General features: G+C 69.0%; 2 protein-coding genes. Both read left to right on the top strand.

What is annotated here, in order from left to right; all coding sequences use genetic code 11:
- Nucleotides 1-389, top strand: a 389-nt coding sequence (locus tag AC07Y9_RS32145) for an ATP-binding cassette domain-containing protein (RefSeq protein WP_146021820.1), incomplete at its 5' end; no start/stop codon positions are given.
- Nucleotides 386-1,337, top strand: a 952-nt coding sequence (locus AC07Y9_RS32140) for an HlyD family type I secretion periplasmic adaptor subunit (protein WP_256581014.1), incomplete at its 3' end; no start/stop codon positions are given. The genes AC07Y9_RS32145 and AC07Y9_RS32140, both read left to right, overlap by 4 nt.

The raw sequence follows: 1,337 nt of genomic DNA, 5'->3' as shown, positions 1-1,337 counted from the left end.
GGGCGGGGCTGTCCGGGGGGCAGAAGCAGCGCATCGGCCTGGCCCGCGCGCTGTATGGCCTGCCGGCGCTGATCGTGCTCGATGAGCCCAACGCCAACCTCGATGAGGCCGGCGAGCAGGCGCTGTTGCAGGCGATTGCCCAGCTCAAGCAGCAGCGCCGGACCCTGGTGCTGATCACCCACAAGCCCAACGTGCTGAGCCTGACCGACCAGTTGATGATCCTGCGCGAGGGCCAGTTGCAGGCCTTCGGGCCGACGACGCGGGTCCTGGAGACGATGCACAAGCCCAAGGCCGCCGCGGCCCCGGTGACGCCGACGAGTACCCCGGCGGCCAGCATGAATGTCAGTTATCGCCTGGGCGTGGCCGCCGGCGAAGGAAAAAAAGCATGAGCCAAGCACAACCCCTGGGTCGCCTGCCGACCGCCGACCACCAGCGCGCGCCGGGCACCCTGCTGGCCCTGGACGAGAAGAAATATTCGCGCCTGGGCTGGCTGCTGGTGCTTGGCGGTTTTGCCGGCTTCCTCGGCTGGGCCGCGCTGGCGCCCCTGGACAAGGGCGTGGCGGTGGCCGGCAAGGTCATGGTCTCCGGGCATCGCAAGGCGGTGCAGCACCCCAGTGGCGGCATCATCGAGCGCATCGAGGTGCGCGACGGCGAAGTGGTCAGCGCCGGCCAGGTGTTGATTCGCCTCAAGGAGCTGCCGCTGCGCACCCAGGTGCAGTCGCTGCGGACCCAGTTCCTCGGCTCCCTGGCCAGCGAGGCCCGCTTGAATGCCGAGCGCGATGGTGGCCAGGTCCTGGCCTTTGCCCCGGAACTGCTGGCCCAGGCCGATGACCCGGAAGTGGCCGTCACCATGGCCCTGCAACGCCAGCTGTTCAGCAGCCGTGCCCAGGCCCTGGCCATGGAGCAGCAGGGCATCGCCGAAAGCATCGCCGGCTCCGAGGCCCAACTGCGCGGCACCCGCGATTCCCAGGCGAGCAAGGTGCTCCAGCGCCGCTCGTTGAACGAACAACTGCAAGGGCTGCGCGAACTCGCGCGCGACGGCTATATCCCGCGCAACCGGCTGCTAGACAGCGAGCGCCTGTATGCGCAGATCGACGGCTCGATCGCCGAGGACTTCGGGCGCATCGGCCAGTTGCAGCGGCAGATCCTCGAGATGCGCTTGCGTATCCGCCAACGGGCCGAGGAGTTCCAGAAAGAAGTGCGCAGCCAGCTGGCCGAAACCCGTACCCGCAGCGAAGACCTGCGCAACCGCCTGGCCTCGGCCGAGTTCGAACTGGCCAACAGCCTGGTGCGCGCGCCGGCGGCCGGGGTGGTGGTGGGGCTGGAGGTGTTTACCG

This window comes from Pseudomonas sp. GW456-L12 (assembly GCF_059424045.1).
Note: the sequence above shows the minus strand (reverse complement) of the source record. Positions and strands in the feature narration are given on the sequence as shown.